At 57.4% G+C, this 15,517-nt stretch carries 14 protein-coding genes; 9 read left to right on the top strand and 5 right to left on the bottom strand.

Going from position 1 to position 15,517, the window contains the following annotated elements:
* The first annotated feature begins 152 nt into the window (after window positions 1-152).
* The 5 genes from iaaA to gsiD are packed head-to-tail and all read left to right on the top strand — an operon-like array spanning window position 153 to window position 6,375.
* Window positions 153-1,091, top strand: coding sequence for a beta-aspartyl-peptidase (gene iaaA / locus ACNQ0T_RS20055; protein WP_045308527.1), 939 nt, complete (start codon window positions 153-155; stop codon window positions 1,089-1,091).
* Between the two features lie 11 nt (window positions 1,092-1,102).
* The gene (gene gsiA / locus ACNQ0T_RS20050) at window positions 1,103-2,974 is read left to right on the top strand and encodes a glutathione ABC transporter ATP-binding protein GsiA (RefSeq protein ID WP_417930350.1); all 1,872 of its coding nucleotides are present in this window, start codon (window positions 1,103-1,105) and stop codon (window positions 2,972-2,974) included.
* A gap of 23 nt (window positions 2,975-2,997) precedes the next feature.
* Window positions 2,998-4,536 (top strand): glutathione ABC transporter substrate-binding protein GsiB, encoded by a 1,539-nt coding sequence (gene gsiB, locus ACNQ0T_RS20045; protein ID WP_417930349.1) that lies wholly within the window; start codon window positions 2,998-3,000, stop codon window positions 4,534-4,536.
* A 5-nt stretch (window positions 4,537-4,541) separates the two neighbouring features.
* Window positions 4,542-5,462 carry a glutathione ABC transporter permease GsiC gene (gene gsiC / locus ACNQ0T_RS20040; RefSeq protein WP_006809475.1) on the top strand — a complete coding sequence of 307 codons (921 nt, stop codon included), beginning with the start codon at window positions 4,542-4,544 and terminating at the stop codon, window positions 5,460-5,462.
* A gap of 1 nt (window position 5,463) precedes the next feature.
* On the top strand, window positions 5,464-6,375 hold the full coding sequence (gene gsiD, locus ACNQ0T_RS20035) for a glutathione ABC transporter permease GsiD (protein ID WP_417930348.1): 912 nt from the start codon (window positions 5,464-5,466) through the stop codon (window positions 6,373-6,375).
* A 119-nt stretch (window positions 6,376-6,494) separates the two neighbouring features.
* On the opposite strand, the gene rimO is transcribed toward gsiD, so the two are convergent.
* On the bottom strand, window positions 6,495-7,820 hold the full coding sequence (gene rimO / locus ACNQ0T_RS20030; RefSeq protein WP_023299671.1) for a 30S ribosomal protein S12 methylthiotransferase RimO: 1,326 nt from the start codon (window positions 7,818-7,820) through the stop codon (window positions 6,495-6,497).
* Window positions 7,821-8,037: 217 nt separating this feature from the next.
* Here rimO and bssR point away from each other — a divergent pair, with 217 nt between their 5' ends.
* Both bssR and ACNQ0T_RS20020 read left to right on the top strand, forming a co-directional pair.
* The gene (gene bssR / locus ACNQ0T_RS20025) at window positions 8,038-8,421 is read left to right on the top strand and encodes a biofilm formation regulator BssR (protein WP_038415734.1); all 384 of its coding nucleotides are present in this window, start codon (window positions 8,038-8,040) and stop codon (window positions 8,419-8,421) included.
* 106 nt (window positions 8,422-8,527) lie between these two features.
* Window positions 8,528-9,646: a PQQ-dependent sugar dehydrogenase gene (locus ACNQ0T_RS20020; RefSeq protein ID WP_022647551.1), complete on the top strand. Its 1,119-nt coding sequence runs from the start codon at window positions 8,528-8,530 to the stop codon at window positions 9,644-9,646.
* Here the strand turns inward: ACNQ0T_RS20020 and ACNQ0T_RS20015 are convergent, their stop codons facing one another.
* Complete coding sequence (locus ACNQ0T_RS20015; protein WP_063138193.1) at window positions 9,647-10,273, bottom strand: glutathione S-transferase family protein; 627 nt, start codon at window positions 10,271-10,273, stop codon at window positions 9,647-9,649. It lies immediately after the preceding gene.
* A 243-nt stretch (window positions 10,274-10,516) separates the two neighbouring features.
* Here ACNQ0T_RS20015 and dacC point away from each other — a divergent pair, with 243 nt between their 5' ends.
* Complete coding sequence (gene dacC, locus ACNQ0T_RS20010) at window positions 10,517-11,722, top strand: serine-type D-Ala-D-Ala carboxypeptidase (RefSeq protein WP_023299674.1); 1,206 nt, start codon at window positions 10,517-10,519, stop codon at window positions 11,720-11,722.
* A gap of 86 nt (window positions 11,723-11,808) precedes the next feature.
* Here dacC and deoR read toward each other — a convergent pair whose 3' ends face one another.
* The 3 genes from deoR to ACNQ0T_RS19995 form a co-directional block, all read right to left on the bottom strand.
* Window positions 11,809-12,567, bottom strand: coding sequence for a DNA-binding transcriptional repressor DeoR (gene deoR / locus ACNQ0T_RS20005; protein WP_022647554.1), 759 nt, complete (start codon window positions 12,565-12,567; stop codon window positions 11,809-11,811).
* 67 nt (window positions 12,568-12,634) lie between these two features.
* Window positions 12,635-13,243: an undecaprenyl-diphosphate phosphatase gene (gene ybjG, locus ACNQ0T_RS20000; RefSeq protein ID WP_022647555.1), complete on the bottom strand. Its 609-nt coding sequence runs from the start codon at window positions 13,241-13,243 to the stop codon at window positions 12,635-12,637.
* A gap of 7 nt (window positions 13,244-13,250) precedes the next feature.
* Window positions 13,251-13,979 (bottom strand): phosphatase PAP2 family protein, encoded by a 729-nt coding sequence (locus tag ACNQ0T_RS19995; protein ID WP_022647556.1) that lies wholly within the window; start codon window positions 13,977-13,979, stop codon window positions 13,251-13,253.
* Window positions 13,980-14,146: 167 nt separating this feature from the next.
* Here ACNQ0T_RS19995 and ACNQ0T_RS19990 point away from each other — a divergent pair, with 167 nt between their 5' ends.
* A complete protein-coding gene (locus ACNQ0T_RS19990; RefSeq protein ID WP_022647557.1) occupies window positions 14,147-15,379 on the top strand; it encodes an MFS transporter in 1,233 nt (410 codons plus the stop codon).
* Window positions 15,380-15,517 lie beyond the last annotated feature (138 nt).

The raw sequence follows: 15,517 nt of genomic DNA, 5'->3' as shown, positions 1-15,517 counted from the left end.
ATGGCAGAAAAGTGCGGCTAACTGTATGACCCGATGGGTGTAAGCTTTACATCACAGTTGCGTCTTTCTATATTCAAAAATCATCTGAAGATTCGTCGACGATAATGATATTTATAGAAAAAGCAGCCAGCCAGGCTGATGGGTGATGCGAAATGAGTAAAGCGGTTATCGCAATTCATGGCGGTGCCGGGGCAATCACCCGTGCACAGCTCAGTCCCGAGCAGGAGAAGCGTTATATTGATGCGCTGAACGCCATTGTGGAAACAGGCCAGCGCATGCTGGAAGCGGGCGAAAGCGCGCTGGACGTGGTGACCGAAGCGGTGCGCCTGCTGGAGGAGTGTCCGCTGTTTAATGCCGGTATTGGCTCGGTCTTTACGCGCGATGAAACGCATGAACTGGATGCCTGCGTGATGGACGGTATCACCCTGAAAGCGGGGGCGGTGGCAGGCGTCAGCCGACTGCGCAATCCCGTGCTGGCCGCGCGTCTGGTGATGGATCAAAGCCCGCATGTGCTGCTGACCGGTGCGGGGGCGGAGAAATTTGCCGTCGAGCACGGGATGGATACGGTCTCGCCCGATCTTTTTTCCACCGAGGAGCGTTACCGGCAGTTGCTGGAGGCCCGTACAGCGGGGATGACGCAGCTGGACCATGCCGCGCCGCTCGATGAACGCAGAAAAATGGGCACGGTAGGCGCGGTGGCGCTGGATAAAGCCGGTAACCTCGCCGCCGCGACGTCGACAGGCGGTATGACCAACAAGCTTCCCGGACGCGTCGGCGACAGTCCGCTGCCGGGGGCAGGGTGTTACGCTAATAACGCCACGGCGGCGGTGTCATGCACCGGAACCGGCGAAGTGTTTATCCGCGCGCTGGCGGCCTACGACATTACCGCGCTAATGGATTACGGCGGATTAAGCCTGAGTGAGGCCTGCGAGCGGGTAGTAATGGAGAAACTGCCAGCCCTGGGCGGAGAAGGTGGCTTAATCGCGGTGGATCGGGAGGGCAACGTGGCGCTGCCGTTCAACAGTGAAGGGATGTACCGGGCGTGGGGGTATGCCGGCGATGCGCCCAGCACAGGCATTTATCGTGAATAAGGGGGCATTGCGTGCCGCACAGTGAAGAGCTGGACAACTGCGAAGTGCTGGCTGTCCACCAACTGAATATTGCCTTTCAGGAAGAGCGGCAGTTCATCCCTGCAGTACAGAATTTATCGTTTTCGCTCAGGCGCGGCGAGACGCTGGCGATTGTCGGCGAGTCCGGATCCGGTAAATCGGTTACCGCGCTGGCGCTGATGCGTCTGCTTGAGCAGACGGGCGGGCAGGTCACCAGCGAGCGGATGCTGTTGCGCCGTCGCAACCGTCAGGTTATCGATCTCAACGAGCTGAGCGCGTCCCGGATGCAGGGGGTGCGCGGGGCGGATATTGCGATGATTTTTCAGGAGCCGATGACCTCCCTGAACCCGGTCTTCCCTGTGGGCGAGCAGATTGCCGAATCTATCCGCCTGCATCAGGGATTGAGCGGTGATGAGGCGCTCAACGAAGCTAAACGGATGCTGGAGCTGGTACGTATCCCTGAGGCGCACGCGATTTTGTCCCGCTATCCGCATCAGCTTTCCGGTGGCATGCGCCAGCGGGTGATGATTGCGATGGCGCTGTCGTGCCGTCCGGCGGTGCTCATTGCGGACGAACCCACCACGGCGCTGGATGTCACCATTCAGGCCCAGATCCTGCAACTGATTAAGGTGTTGCAGCAGGAGATGGAGATGGGGGTGATATTCATCACCCACGATATGGGGGTGGTGGCGGATATTGCCGATCGGGTGCTGGTTATGCATCAGGGCAATGCTGTGGAAACCGGCACGGTGGAGCAGGTCTTTCATACGCCGGTGCATCCTTATACTAAAGCGCTGCTGGCGGCGGTCCCGCGTCTGGGCGCCATGAATGGCAGTGATTTTCCGCGCCGTTTTCCGCTGTTCTCTCAGACCGAACAGGGCCAGCAGGAAGACGAAACCGAGCAGAACACGGTGGTTTCCGGCAGGCCGATCCTTGAAGTGCGTGACCTGGTGACCCGTTTCCCGCTGCGCAGCGGGATCCTTAACCGCGTGAAGCGCGAAGTGCATGCGGTTGAATACGTCAGTTTTGATCTCTGGCCGGGCGAAACGCTGGCGCTGGTGGGGGAGTCCGGCTGCGGTAAATCCACCACCGGGCGGGCGCTGCTCAGGCTGGTTGAGTCGCAGGAGGGGAGCATCACCTTCAACGGTGAGCGCATCGATACACTCCCCAATGGTAAATTGCAGGCGGTACGCCGGGATATTCAGTTTATTTTTCAGGATCCTTATGCGTCGCTCGATCCGCGCCATACGGTGGGGTACTCGATTATGGAGCCGCTGCGGGTGCACAACCTGCTCGACGGTGAAGCCGCGCAGCGCCGCGTCGCGTGGCTGCTGGAGCGCGTGGGCCTGAAACCGGAGCATGCCTGGCGTTATCCGCACGAATTTTCTGGCGGTCAGCGACAGCGTATCTGCATAGCCCGGGCATTGGCCCTGAATCCGAAAGTGGTGATTGCGGATGAGTCCGTGTCAGCGCTGGATGTCTCCATCCGCGCGCAAATCATCAATCTCCTGCTCGATTTACAGCGGGATTTGGGCATTGCGTTTCTGTTTATCTCTCACGATATGGCGGTGGTTGAGCGGATCAGCCATCGCGTGGCGGTGATGTACATGGGGCAAATTGTTGAAATTGGCCCCCGTCGGGCGGTATTTGAAAACCCGCAGCATCCGTACACCCGCAAGCTGATGGCCGCCGTACCGGTTGCCGATCCTGAGCATCGTCACGCCCAGCGCGTGCTGTTGCAGGACGAAATGCCGAGCAATATTCGTAAACGGGGCGAAACTCTGGAGCGCGTGGCGCTGCGTGAAGTCGGTCCCGGTCATTTTGTCGCACCCCCGCGTCAGGGCAATGCATTCTCGCGGTTATAACTTACAACAGGCAGGAGAACACAATGGTTCCTTTTGTTGCTCGTCAATGGCTGCTTGCCGCGAGCGTGACGGCTGCGCTGGCCGCCGCCCCCGCGATCGCGGCGAAAGACGTGGTGGTGGCTGTGGGGTCTAACTTCACGACGCTGGATCCGTATGATGCTAACGACACCCTTTCTCAGGCGGTGGCAAAATCCTTCTACCAGGGGCTATTCGGCCTGGACCGCGAGATGAAGCTGAAAAACGTGCTGGCGGAAGGCTATACCGTGTCGGACGACGGGCTGGTCTATACCGTTAAGCTCCGTACCGGCGTGAAGTTCCAGGACGGCACCGACTTCAACGCCGAGGCGGTTAAGGTCAACCTGGACCGAGCCAGCAATCCGGAAAACGGTCTTAAGCGCTACAACCTGTATAAAAATATCGCCCAAACCGAGGTGGTTGATCCGGCGACGGTGAAGATCACCCTCAAAGAGCCATTCTCGGCGTTTATCAATATCCTGGCGCATCCCGCGACGGTGATGATTTCCCCTGCGGCGTTGAAGAAATACGGCAAAGAGATTGGCTTCCACCCGGTGGGGACCGGACCGTACGAACTGCTTACCTGGAACCAGACCGATTATGTGAAGGTGAAGAAATTCGCCGGATACTGGCAGCCGGGGCTGCCGAAGCTGGATACCCTCACCTGGCGGCCGGTCGTGGACAACAATACCCGCGCCGCGATGCTGCAAACCGGCGAAGCGCAGTTTGCCTTCCCGATCCCCTACGAACAGGCAGCGCTGCTGGCGAAAAACAGCAAGCTGGAGCTGGTGGCCAGCCCGTCGATTATGCAGCGCTACATCAGCATGAACGTCACGCAAAAACCGTTTGATAACCCGAAGGTGCGCGAAGCCATCAACTACGCCATTAACCGCCAGGCACTGGTGAAGGTGGCCTTTGCCGGCTACGCCACCCCGGCGACGGGCGTGATGCCGCCAACCATTGAGTACGCGCAGAGCTATCAGCCGTGGCCGTACGATCCGGCGAAAGCGCGGGAACTGCTGAAAGAGGCGGGCTATCCGAACGGCTTTAGCACCACGCTGTGGTCGTCGCATAACCACAGTACCGCGCAGAAGGTGCTGCAATTTACCCAGCAGCAGCTGGCACAGGTGGGCATTAAAGCCAGGGTCACGGCGATGGATGCCGGACAGCGCGCGGCGGAAGTGGAAGGCAAAGGACAGAAAGAGAGCGGCGTGCGGATGTTCTACACCGGCTGGACGGCTTCAACCGGTGAAGCGGACTGGTCCCTGTCGCCGCTGTTTGCTTCCCAGAACTGGCCGCCAACGCTGTTCAATACCGCGTTCTACAGTAATCCGCAGGTGGATAAGGATCTGGCCGATGCCCTGAAAACCACCAAACCGGAAGAGAAAGCGCGCCTGTACAAAGAGGCGCAGGACATTATCTGGAAAGAGTCGCCGTGGGTGCCGCTGGTGGTGGAAAAACTGGTCTCAGCCCACAATAAAGCGCTGACCGGTTTTTACATCATACCGGATACGGGCTTTAGCTTTGACGACGCGGATCTAAAATAAAACTCATGCTGAATTATGTGTGTAAACGCCTGCTGGGGCTTATCCCGACGCTGCTGATTGTGGCCGTGCTGGTGTTTTTGTTTGTCCACATGCTGCCCGGCGATCCGGCGCGTTTGATTGCCGGACCGGAAGCGGATGCCACGGTTATAGAACTGGTGCGTAAACAGCTCGGTCTTGACCAGCCGCTGTATCGGCAATTTCTGCGCTACATTGGCAATGTCCTTCAGGGCGATTTCGGCATCTCGATGGTGTCGCGTCGTCCGGTGTCGGAGGAGATTGCCAGCCGCTTTATGCCCACCTTCTGGTTAACGATTGCCAGTATGAGCTGGGCGGTTGTGTTTGGCCTGGGCGCGGGAATCGTTGCCGCCGTCTGGCGCAACCGCTGGCCGGATAAGCTCGGTATGGCGCTGGCGGTCACCGGTATCTCTTTCCCGGCGTTTGCGCTGGGTATGCTGCTGATGCAGATTTTCTCCGTCGAGCTGGGCTGGTTGCCCACCGTCGGGGCCGACACCTGGAAGCACTACATTCTGCCCTCTATGACGCTTGGCGCAGCCGTTGCGGCAGTGATGGCCCGTTTCACCCGCGCCTCCTTTGTCGACGTGCTGAGCGAAGATTACATTCGCACCGCGCGGGCAAAAGGGGTGAGTGAGAAATGGGTCATTCTGAAGCATGGTTTTCGTAATGCGATGATCCCGGTGGTCACGATGATGGGGCTACAGTTCGGCTTCCTGCTGGGCGGCTCTATCGTGGTTGAGAAGGTCTTTAACTGGCCGGGGCTGGGGCGCCTGCTGGTCGACTCGGTCGATATGCGTGACTATCCGGTTATTCAGGCTGAAGTTCTGCTTTTCTCGCTGGAGTTTATTCTTATCAACTTAGTGGTGGATGTGCTGTACGCCGCCATTAACCCGGCCATCAGGTATAAGTAAGATGCGATTACTGAACTGGCGTCGCCAGGCCATTTTAAACGCTATGCCGGGGATCAGGCCGGACCATATTCGCACCCCGTGGGTTGAGTTCTGGCGTCGATTCCGTCGTCAGCCCGTCGCTATGGTCGCCGGGTTGTTTGTGTTACTGCTGATCCTGGTGGCGATTATCGCCCCCTGGATAGCCCCGTTTGATGCGGAAAATTACTTCGATTACGACCGGCTGAACGATGGACCGTCGATGATGCACTGGTTTGGCGTGGACTCGCTCGGGCGCGATATTTTCAGCCGCGTGCTGGTAGGGGCGCAGATCTCGCTGGCGGCCGGGGTCTTTGCGGTGCTGATGGGCGCAGCAATTGGCACCGTGCTGGGGCTGGTGGCCGGGTACTATGAAGGCTGGTGGGACCGCATCATCATGCGTATCTGCGACGTGCTGTTTGCCTTTCCCGGTATTCTGCTGGCGATTGCCGTGGTGGCGGTGATGGGCAGCGGCATGGCGAACGTCATCATCGCCGTGGCGGTATTCACGATTCCCGCTTTCGCGCGCCTGGTACGTGGCAACACGCTGGTGCTGAAGCAGCAGACCTTTATCGAGTCGGCCCGCAGCATGGGAGCCAGCGATGCTACAATCCTGTGCAGCCATATTCTGCCGGGAACGGTCTCGTCTATCGTGGTCTATTTCACCATGCGCATAGGCGTGTCGATTATCTCGGCGGCCAGCCTGTCGTTTCTGGGGTTAGGCGCACAGCCGCCGACGCCGGAGTGGGGCGCGATGCTGAACGAGGCGCGGGCGGATATGGTGATCGCCCCGCACGTGGCGATCTTCCCGAGCCTGGCGATTTTCCTGACCGTGCTGGCGTTTAACCTGCTGGGGGATGGGCTGCGCGACGCGCTGGATCCGCGGATTAAGGGGTAGGTTTTTGCAGGAACTTACCCCTCACCCTTACCCTCTCCCCTGAGGGGAGAGGGGATTGCTCGGTGCGGTCTGTTCCCCCTCGCCCCTTTGGGGAGAGGGCCGGGGTGAGGGGTTAAAGATTAAACCCGGCTGCCCCACAAATCATACTCGTCGGCGTTTTCAACCTTCACGCGAATAATATCGCCCGGCTTGACGTTGGTTTCCCCGTTCAGGTACACCGCGCCGTCGATTTCAGGCGCATCCGCCATGCTGCGGCCAATCGCGCCTTCTTCGTCCACTTCGTCGATAATGACCAGAATTTCGCGGCCCACTTTCTCCTGCAAGCGTTCAGCAGAGATCTGCTGTTGCAGCTGCATAAAGCGGTTCCAGCGTTCCTCTTTGACCTCTTCCGGTACCTGGTCCGCCAACTCGTTGGCCGTTGCGCCTTCAACCGGGCTGTACTTGAAGCAGCCCACGCGATCCAGACGCGCTTCTTTCAGGAAGTCGAGCAGCATCTGGAAATCTTCTTCGGTTTCACCCGGGAAGCCAACGATGAAGGTGGAGCGCAGGGTCAGTTCAGGGCAGATCTCGCGCCACTGCTTGATGCGCGCCAGCTGGCGGTCAACGGATCCAGGACGCTTCATCAGCTTCAGAATGCGCGGGCTGGCGTGCTGTAACGGGATATCCAGATACGGCAGGATTTTGCCTTCCGCCATCAGCGGAATCACGTCGTCAACGTGCGGGTAAGGGTAGACGTAGTGCAGACGCGTCCAGATCCCGAGCTTAGCAAGCTGCTCGCACAGGCCAACCATGCTGGTTTTTACCGGCTCGCCGTTATGGAAGCCGGAGCGGTGTTTGACGTCCACGCCGTAGGCGGAGGTGTCCTGGGAGATGACCAGTAACTCCTTCACGCCCGCGTCGGCCAGGCGTTTGGCTTCTGCCAGCACCTCGCCAATCGGACGGCTCACCAAATCGCCACGCATCGACGGGATGATGCAGAAGGTGCAGCGATGGTTGCAGCCTTCGGAAATTTTCAGGTAAGCATAGTGGCGCGGCGTCAGCTTCACGCCCTGTTCCGGCACCAGGCTCAGGAACGGGTTGTGCTTTGGCTTTGGTACGTAGTGATGAACATGTTCCAGCACCTGCTCGTAGCTGTGCGGGCCGGTGATCTCCAGTACCTTCGGGTGCACTTCGCGGATCTGATCCACCTTCGCGCCCAGACAGCCTGTGACAATCACTTTGCCATTTTCCGTCAGGGCTTCACCAATGGCTTCCAGTGACTCCTGGACCGCGCTGTCGATGAACCCACAGGTGTTGACGATCACCATGTCGGCGTTGTCGTAGCTTGGCACCACGTCATAGCCTTCAGTGCGAAGTTCAGTCAGGATGCGTTCGGAATCCACCAGGTTCTTCGGGCAGCCCAGGGAGACAAAGCCGATTTTCGGCGGGTGCGTAACATTGCTCATAGGTTAAAAATTCATCAATTATGGAGTTATCAGGGCGGGATTTTACAGCGTATCGCGGGGGATTTATACACTCTTGATGGCGCAGTTGAGGCGGGCAATCGTTGTAACATTGTAAAGAATGTTAATCAGTTATCGTTTATTGATCTCAGGCATCACATTGTACAAAAAATGACCTTATTATTAATAGGGTAACATGGCTGACAGAGGAGGAAATAGCATGTCCGTTGACAGACTGAAACGCGATCTGCTTAACAAGCTGATCAACGCCCGAATCGACCTGGCTGCATATCTGCAACTCCGCAAGGCGAAAGGGTATATGTCAGTCAGCGAAAGCGAAAATCTGCGTGAAAATTTCTTTGAACTTTGCAATTTCATGCGTGAAAAAGCACCCATCCTGAAAGCGCACTGCGCTGAAAACGAATTAGTGGCGCTGCGCCGCGCCGCCGAGGTGCTTTCCATCGCCGGGGTCTGTTTGATGAACGGACGTCACGACTGCCCGAATTTTATTGCCGTTAACGCGGAGAAGCTTGAAAACTGCCTGACCACGCTCGCGCTTTGCATCATGTGTCTGAACAAGCCGGAAACGCTTGCCCGACACTGAACCCGGGGGAGGCAACTCCCCCTTTTGATTAAGCTTTTGTAAAAGTGTTAACGCACCCGGGAACAGTGGCTAATCTTTAAGCCATATGCCGATAAAGGAGTGCGTTATGCCTCGATCCTCGCTGCTTTTCCTCCCTGTACTGTTATTCCCGCTTTCGCTGCTTGCGGCGCCCGAGACGGTTAAGGTCGACGTGCTACAGACAAAACTGGATCACCCCTGGTCGCTGGCGTTTCTGCCTGATAATAAGGGGCTGCTGATCACGCTAAAAGACGGGCAGCTTAAGCACTGGCAGGCAGGGAAAGGGCTCTCCGATCCGATTATCGGCGTGCCGAAGGTCTGGGCGAGCGGCCAGGGCGGATTGCTGGACGTGGTGCTGGCCCCGGATTTTGAACAATCACGGCGGATCTGGCTCAGCTTCGCCGAGGCGGGTGATGATGGAAAAGCGGGCACCGCGGTGGGCTACGGGCGGTTGAGCGATGACCTCTCGCGCATTGAGGGCTTCCAGGTGGTGTTCCGACAGATGCCGAAGCTCTCTACTGGCAACCACTTTGGTGGACGGCTGGTGTTCGACGGCAAAGGCCATCTCTTTATTGGCTTAGGTGAAAACAACCAGCGCCCGACGGCGCAGGATCTGGATAAGCTTCAGGGCAAGGTGGTGCGCCTGACGGAGGACGGGAAAGTGCCGCCGGATAACCCGTTTGTGAACACCGCCGGTGCACGGCCTGAAATCTGGTCTTACGGCATTCGCAACCCGCAGGGGATGGCGATGAACCCGTGGAGCGACGCGCTGTGGCTTAATGAACACGGCCCTCGCGGCGGGGATGAGATCAACATTCCTGAAAAAGGCAAAAACTACGGCTGGCCGATGGCGACGCACGGGATCAACTACAGCGGCCTGAAAATCCCGGAAGCGAAAGGCGAGCACGTTGAGGGCACTGAAAAACCGCTGTTTGTCTGGAAAGTGTCGCCCGCCGTCAGCGGCATGGCGTTCTACAACAGCGACGTCTTCCCGCAGTGGAAAAACAAGCTGTTTATCGGCGCGCTGAAGGAGAAAGACGTCATCGTGCTGAGCGTGAAGGGCAATACCGTGACGGAGGACGGGCGCATTCTTGGGGATAAAGATCAGCGAATTCGCGATGTGCGCGTCGGGCCGGATGGTTATCTGTACGTGCTGACCGACGAGACGGACGGGCAGCTTTGGAAAGTCAGCCCGTCCGGGTCGTAATCAGGTCACCGGGATCATCACCACGTTGCGATACGCCGGGCGCTCGCTGAGCTGCTGGATCCAGCGCTCAAGGTGAGGGCGCGGGGTCCAGCTGAGACCCATGTTAGTGAGGTTCCAGACGAAAGGGGCGACGGCGATATCGCCCACGCCGAACGTGTCGCCGGAGAACCAGGTATGCTTCGCCAGTTCGTCGTCCATCATCGCAAACAGCGACTCGCACGCGTCCTGGGCGGCATGAATGGCGGGATAATCACGATCGGCTTCCGGCGTACGGATAAGCCCCATCAGGATCACGCGGTGCGTTGGGGAAAGCGTCTGGTTTGCCCAGTCCATCCATTTTTCGCCCTGCGCGCGCTGGGCTGGATTTTCTACCCACAGCCGACCCTGGCCGTACTGCGCGGCGAGGTATCGCACGATGGTGTTAGACTCCCACAGCGTGGCGTCTGTCTCGTCATCGCGCAGTAGCGGCACCAGTCCGTTTGGGTTCATCGCCAGGTAGTCCGCGTCTTTATTCACGCCAAACTCCAGGCCCGCCATAACCTGCTTAAACGGTAAATCCAGCTCTTCCAGCGTCCAGAGCACTTTTTTCACGTTGGTCGAATTGTTCCTGCCCCACAGCGTAATCATATTTACTCCCGATGAGATGTGAATCCGAGTCAGCTTTTCGCCATGGTGAGATAAACCTAACAATTACGCAACAGATGCTAAAAAAAACACCGCAATCAAAGCGTATCTGAATGTTATTGCATAAACTTTAAAAACTTTACTTGGAACAGGTTTCTTTGAGGGCTGTAGTGCGCTATTACTCATCGCTTCTTGCGACACGGTGATTGTGACGTGATTTTTAGAATGGACACTCGGGTGGCATTTATGACGCAAAAAACTTCCTCTCTGCGCAGCCTGGCGGCAGGCTCGGCGCTGCTTTTCCTTTTTGCCCCAACGCTCCATGCGGCGGAACAGACAGCGCCCGAAGCGCCGCCTGTTGATGCGCGCGCCTGGATCCTGATGGATTACGCCAGCGGGAAAGTGCTGGCGGAAGGTAACGCCGACGAAAAACTCGACCCGGCGAGCCTGACGAAAATTATGACCAGCTATGTGGTCGGCCAGGCGTTGAAAGCGGGCAAGATCAAGCTTAATGACATGGTCACCGTCGGGAAAGATGCCTGGGCGACCGGTAACCCGGCGCTGCGCGGCTCGTCCGTGATGTTCCTGAAGCCTGGCGACCAGGTCTCCGTGTCCGATCTGAATAAAGGGGTCATTATTCAGTCGGGAAATGATGCCTGTATTGCGCTGGCCGATTACGTCGCGGGCAGTCAGGACTCATTTATTGGGCTGATGAATGGCTACGCGAAAAAACTGGGTCTGACCAATACCACTTTTAAAACTGTTCACGGCCTGGATGCGCCGGGTCAGTTCAGTACCGCGCGCGATATGGCGCTGCTGGGCAAAGCGCTGATCCATGACGTGCCGGATGAGTACGCTATCCATAAAGAGAAAGAATTTACCTTCAACAATATCCGCCAGCCTAACCGTAACCGTCTACTGTGGAGTAGTAACGTTAACGTGGACGGCATGAAAACCGGTACAACTGCCGGGGCCGGATACAACCTGGTGGCTTCTGCGACGCAGGGCGATATGCGCCTGATCTCAGTGGTGCTGGGAACGAAAACCGACCGAATTCGTTTTAACGAATCCGAAAAACTGCTGACCTGGGGTTTCCGCTTCTTTGAAACCGTCACGCCGATTAAGCCGGACGCCACCTTCGTCAGCCAGCGTGTCTGGTTTGGTGATAAAAGTGAAGTGAACCTGGGAGCGGGTGAAGCGGGTTCCGTCACCATTCCACGCGGTCAGCTGAAAAACCTGAAAGCCAGCTATACCCTGACCGAGCCACAGCTCACCGCACCGTTGAAAAAAGGTCAGGTGGTCGGGACGATAGATTTCCAGCTTAACGGCAAATCTATTGAGCAGCGTCCGCTGGTGGTAATGGAAGCGGTGGAAGAGGGCGGCTTCTTCAGCCGGATGTGGGACTTTGTGTTAATGAAATTCCACGGCTGGTTTGGCAGCTGGTTCAGCTAAGTTTTTGCCGGGTGGCGGCTTCGCCTTACCCGGCCTACAACGGCTCGAACGTAGGCCGGGTAAGCGCAGCGCCACCCGGCATAACCTCAATACATCAACTTCACCTGCTGCGCTTTCGCGTATGCCACCAGCTCGTCATCCGGGCGGCAATCACTGACGATGGCGTCAAAGCGCGACAGTTCTCCCATCCTTGCCGGACGGACCTTGCCAAATTTACTGTGATCAACCACCAGCACATGCTGCTGCGCGGCGTTGAGCGCCCACTGTTTCACCGGTAACTCTTCAAGATTAAAACAGGTTGCCCCCTGTTTCACATTCACGCCCGCCGCAGAGTAAAAGGCGATATCAGGGCATACATTGCTCAGCGTGTCCTGAATATTCAGCGGCTTGAAGATGGCGTTGCTGGCATGAAACTCGCCGCCACACAAAATCACCCGGCATGCTGGTTTCTCCTGCAAAGCCAGGAAGGTATTTAGCGAATAACAGACGGCGGTAAAGGGAACGGTGCTGTCGATGGCCTCGATGATCCACGGGGTTGTCGTACCGCAGTCAAAAAACAGCGTTTGATGCGGCTGCACCAGCGAGGCGGCGAGCCGCGCGGCTTTGCGCTTCTCTTCCACCAGGCGTGTTTTTTGATCGCTTAACAGATAATGGCTGGCGCTACGCGGCTCCAGAACAATATACCCGCCAAGCAGCACAACGGGGGCGCTGTCGCTGTTCAGATCGCGACGAATGGTCATTTCAGACACGCCAAGCAGGGAAGCGGCTTCCTTAAGATGCAGCTTATCGCTGCGCTTCAGCGCCTGAAGCAGCTGAGCAATGCGGTCATCGCGACGTGTTTCCATAGATCCTCGGGCTAAAAAAGTGAGCCCCCGCAGGGCGGGGGCTCAAGTGTAACCTGACGGACCGGGGTTAGTCACGTATCCAGCCTTTGCGGATCGGAAGGGCAAACAGAACGCGATAGGCCTGTGATAATCCACGATAAAGCGCCGGGCCAAAAAGGCTCCACAGGATGGCTGCGCTGACGCAGCCCATCAGCCCCACCAGGAAACCGCCGACCATATCCAGCGGCCAGTGCACCCCCAGGTAGACGCGGGACCAGGCGATGGCGACTGCCACGCCCATCAGCACTACGCCGGACCACAGGCGATGCCAGAACAGGAAGGCCAGCGCAAAGGTGAAGATCACCGTGCCGTGATCGCTCGGGAACGAGTCATCCGGCGCATGGTGCAGGAAGTTGTAGCCGACGCGATCGACAAAAGGACGATCGTGCGGGAAGGCGTGACCCAGCACGTAGCTTGCCAGCACGCTCACGCCAATTGCCATTGCCATTTTGATCACCAGATGGCGCTGGGCGGTGACCTGTGTACGAGGTCCCCATAACCAGAGGATCACCGCCAGCGCCGGTACAATGCTAATCAGATCTTTCGCAATGAAGGTGGCGAGATCGATCATCCATTCCGGTGACGACGGCGTGGCGTTGAGCAGGTAAAACAGTTCGTAGTTCAGATTTTCTAACATAATCTCGTTACTCTTTAGCAAACCGGGCGGAAACCAGCCCGTAAACCAGCACCTGGGAAAACCAGACCCACCACCCGGCCCACAGGTTGTGAGAGAAAAAATGCGCGCCGCGCATGACCTGCCCGAAGCCCATCACCAGCCCCATAACAACGCCTGACGCGACAAAGGACCATGCCAGGCGCGGACGTTCACGCCAGAAGGCAAAAAACAGCCCCATCACCATAAACCCGCTGGAGGCGTGGCCGCCGGGAAAGCAGCGTCCCGGTCCGCTGTCTGCCGGAACGGCGCTGAACAGGGGATACGAAACGGACCTGCCACCATATTCCACCAGATCCCACGGACAGCTGTGGTGGCTTATGCTTTTCAGCACCCCTACTACCAGCGCACCCAGCCCCATCAGAATCGCGGCCGTTACCAGTCGGGCATTGCGTTTGTAAGCGCCGTAAATCAGCGATGCGGCAGCGATAACAATGGTCACATATTTCGCCAGCCGATGGTTCAGCAGATCCAGCAACGGGTTTTGCTGTAGCGGAAAATGATGCGCCGCTGCGTCATACCAGAAACCGGTTATCCATCGGTCAAGCGATTCATCGCGCGAAAGCCAGGTAAAAAGCACCGCAAGGGCAATAAGCACGAAAAGTTGATAACCATAAAAGCGGGCAGGCAAACGGTAAAGACGTTTTGTCTTATTTGTCGGTAACTTAGATAATTCTGAAGGGCTGACGGCGTGTGTCATAGTTTCGGTCAATAACGTGAAATAGCACTATCATAGGGAGGGCAACTTAAGGAAACCTTAAACAACAACGATAAGTGCGTTATTTCTGTTTTTTCACGTTAATTTGCTATCTCAGACAGCGGCAATTCATTACACTCATCGCGATTTTTTCATACTAAAGAGATTGCATGATAAACCGTTCTTCTTCCGGTAATCGTCTGGGTCGTCAGGCGTTACTTTTTCCTCTGTGTCTGGTGCTTTACGAATTCTCTACCTACATCGGCAACGACATGATCCAGCCCGGCATGCTGGCTGTGGTTGAGCAGTACAACGCAGGTATTGAGTGGGTGCCGACATCCATGACCGCCTATCTGGCGGGCGGCATGTTTTTACAGTGGCTGTTAGGGCCGCTGTCGGATCGTATTGGCCGCCGTCCGGTGATGCTGACGGGCGTAGTGTGGTTTATCGTCACCTGTCTCGCCACGCTGCTGGCGCAGAGTATTGAGCAGTTCACGCTGCTGCGTTTCCTTCAGGGCGTGAGCCTGTGCTTTATTGGCGCCGTGGGCTATGCCGCTATTCAGGAGTCGTTTGAGGAGGCGGTGTGTATCAAAATTACCGCGCTGATGGCAAACGTGGCGCTGATTGCACCGCTTCTTGGGCCGCTGGTGGGAGCCGCATGGGTTCACGTCGCGCCGTGGGAGGGGATGTTCGTCCTCTTTGCCGCGCTTGCGGCTATCTCTTTCTTTGGCCTGCACCGTGCGATGCCGGAAACCGCCACCCGCCTGGGCGAAAAGCTCTCGCTTAAAGAGCTGGGGCGGGATTATAAGGCGGTGCTGAAAAACGGTCGTTTTGTCGCGGGCGCGCTGGCGACGGGGTTTGTCAGCCTGCCACTGCTGGCGTGGATTGCCCAGTCGCCGGTCATTATCATCAGCGGCGAACAGCTTAGCAGCTATGAGTATGGCCTGTTACAGGTGCCGATTTTTGGCGCGCTGATTATCGGTAACCTGGTGCTGGCGCGTCTGACGTCACGCCGTACCGTGCGTTCGCTGATTATTTTGGGCGGCTGGCCCATAGCGGCAGGGCTGATTATCGCGGCGGTGGCGACCGTAGCCTCGTCTCATGCGTACCTGTGGATGACGGCGGGGCTGAGTGTTTACGCGTTTGGTATCGGCGTGGCGAATGCTGGCCTGGTGCGCCTGACGCTGTTCGCCAGTGAAATGAGTAAAGGCACGGTGTCTGCCGCGATGGGGATGCTGCAAATGCTGATTTTCACCGTCGGTATTGAGGTGAGCAAGCATGCTTATGCGTTTGGCGGAAACGGGCTCTTCAGCCTGTTCAATCTCGCAAACGGTGTGCTGTGGGTAGGTCTGATGGTGGTGTTCCTGAAGGACAAACGCGTCGGAAGCGCACTGCAACCGTAATCCTTATTCCCTCTCCCTGCTGGGCGAGCTCGGGACAGTTCCCTCTCCCTGTGGGCTGAGGGATCCCCAGTAATTTGAAAGCAAAAGCGATAACGTTGCCTCAGAATAACTGAGGGCTTTCAGCGATGCCTCGGTCCG

Source organism: Enterobacter cloacae complex sp.6700776, assembly GCF_048284255.1.
GTDB lineage: Bacteria > Pseudomonadota > Gammaproteobacteria > Enterobacterales > Enterobacteriaceae > Enterobacter > Enterobacter intestinihominis.
The sequence above is the reverse complement of the archived record's forward strand: the minus strand, read 5'-3'. Positions and strand labels throughout refer to the sequence as shown.

Coding starts and splice junctions, on each gene's coding strand:
- iaaA (WP_045308527.1), top strand. CDS start 153: ATGAGTAAAGCGGTTATCGCAATTCATGGCGGTGCCGGGGCAATCACC.
- gsiB (WP_417930349.1), top strand. CDS start 2,998: ATGGTTCCTTTTGTTGCTCGTCAATGGCTGCTTGCCGCGAGCGTGACG.
- gsiC (WP_006809475.1), top strand. CDS start 4,542: ATGCTGAATTATGTGTGTAAACGCCTGCTGGGGCTTATCCCGACGCTG.
- gsiD (WP_417930348.1), top strand. CDS start 5,464: ATGCGATTACTGAACTGGCGTCGCCAGGCCATTTTAAACGCTATGCCG.
- rimO (WP_023299671.1), bottom strand. CDS start 7,820: ATGAGCAATGTTACGCACCCGCCGAAAATCGGCTTTGTCTCCCTGGGC.
- bssR (WP_038415734.1), top strand. CDS start 8,038: ATGTCCGTTGACAGACTGAAACGCGATCTGCTTAACAAGCTGATCAAC.
- ACNQ0T_RS20020 (WP_022647551.1), top strand. CDS start 8,528: ATGCCTCGATCCTCGCTGCTTTTCCTCCCTGTACTGTTATTCCCGCTT.
- ACNQ0T_RS20015 (WP_063138193.1), bottom strand. CDS start 10,273: ATGATTACGCTGTGGGGCAGGAACAATTCGACCAACGTGAAAAAAGTG.
- dacC (WP_023299674.1), top strand. CDS start 10,517: ATGACGCAAAAAACTTCCTCTCTGCGCAGCCTGGCGGCAGGCTCGGCG.
- deoR (WP_022647554.1), bottom strand. CDS start 12,567: ATGGAAACACGTCGCGATGACCGCATTGCTCAGCTGCTTCAGGCGCTG.
- ybjG (WP_022647555.1), bottom strand. CDS start 13,243: ATGTTAGAAAATCTGAACTACGAACTGTTTTACCTGCTCAACGCCACG.
- ACNQ0T_RS19995 (WP_022647556.1), bottom strand. CDS start 13,979: ATGACACACGCCGTCAGCCCTTCAGAATTATCTAAGTTACCGACAAAT.
- ACNQ0T_RS19990 (WP_022647557.1), top strand. CDS start 14,147: ATGATAAACCGTTCTTCTTCCGGTAATCGTCTGGGTCGTCAGGCGTTA.